2 protein-coding genes are annotated in these 1,342 nt (G+C 52.2%); both read right to left on the bottom strand.

The window, feature by feature from the left end; translation table 11 throughout:
• Positions 1-135 precede the first annotated feature (135 nt).
• Positions 136-450, bottom strand: a complete 315-nt coding sequence (locus tag IEV46_RS17800) for a hypothetical protein (RefSeq protein WP_188433963.1) — start codon at positions 448-450, stop codon at positions 136-138.
• A gap of 223 nt (positions 451-673) precedes the next feature.
• Positions 674-1,156 (bottom strand): hypothetical protein, encoded by a 483-nt coding sequence (locus tag IEV46_RS17795; RefSeq protein ID WP_188433962.1) that lies wholly within the window; start codon positions 1,154-1,156, stop codon positions 674-676.
• Positions 1,157-1,342: the final 186 nt, after the last annotated feature.

The following is a 1,342-nucleotide window of genomic DNA, read 5'->3' as shown; positions in this document are numbered from 1 at the left end:
ATATCATCTTCCCGGCGAGCCTGCCACCGTCGGAGCTTCTCATAGTCCTGCTGATGTTGCTCGTTGACAAACCACATGGCGTTCTCTCCCTTGTGCTCAAATCGGACGCTCGGTCATCGTGTAATTTTCCCCACCTCAGCAATCCGATACGATGGACAAGGCCTTGCATTCATCGCATATGTACAATCGGATCACTTCATCGAAGCCCAATCCCTCAGCCCATGGAAACAGCTTCCCCTGCTCATCTACCGGCTCATATGAAAGGCAAGCTTGGTGGTGATTCCCACACTCCTCACAGCCTCCGTTGGTCTTCCCAAACCACCAATAGTGATGGAACTGGCCTGCTTCAACCAACTTTCGGGTGGTCTCGATGATGGCAGCGATCTTGTTTTCATCCAATTCCAGGTCGACGACATGAACCGGTTTGCTCTCATCGAATTCAAATTTCACGGTCTTTCCTCCTATCCCTTTATTTTTGGATACCCGAAATATTTCTGATCGCACCACTCACAGGTGCACTCGGTGTCTGAAGTCCACTGGGCAGTCTTTTCACAGCGGGGGCAATTGAGAACATTCTTCAGAGTCAATCCCATGATGATCCCTCCTGATTCTATTGTTTCTGGTTGGAGCCAGGACACCCGGCATGGTTTCCATGCCAGGTGTCCAAACCAAATCAAAATGTCACCTCTCTGACGCCATCGGAAGGTTCTTCTTCCCATTCGATCCGTCCATCAGGGTGAACATAACCCCGAGATTTTTTCATCGGTCCGTGGAACCCCGGTGGGATGGACATATTGAAGGATTTCCCCCTTTCCAACACGGCCCACAACGTCCCACCATGACCGTCGGAATAGCTCCACTTCACTGCTGGACCTTCGATAATCCCAGCCCGGCGGCCACCACAACCTCGAACTAATAAAACACACCGGCTGAGGTTCTTTGCCGCCACGTATGCGGTGGCCGTGTTCTTCATCCGGCCCCGAGACGGGCACCGGATCTCGACTCCTTCCTTGAATATTTTCAATTCCCCGAGAATCAGCGCTCGTGAAACTTCCAAGCCATTCAATACCAGGTGTTTCATGACTTCCGGAAAATTTCTCTTCAATTCCTCCATCCGCTCCTTTTTCTGCGCGTTGATCCGTTCGATTACATCCATTTTGATTCCTCCCGGCGTAGGTCGCCACCCGATTTTGGACCGTTCTGGTCCTCCATTTCGCTCACCCAAGCTGGGTGAGCGATAGCAGGATCAGAATCAGCGGACGAAACGACGCACAGCCACAATTCGGCCTTGCTCGTCCCGGATCGCTCCCTGAGGGGAGGTATCCGGGCTGATGATATCCGT

Origin of the sequence: Kroppenstedtia guangzhouensis (assembly GCF_014637345.1) — a bacterium.
Classification (GTDB): domain Bacteria; phylum Bacillota; class Bacilli; order Thermoactinomycetales; family DSM-45169; genus Kroppenstedtia; species Kroppenstedtia guangzhouensis.
Note: the sequence above shows the minus strand (reverse complement) of the source record. Positions and strands in the feature narration are given on the sequence as shown.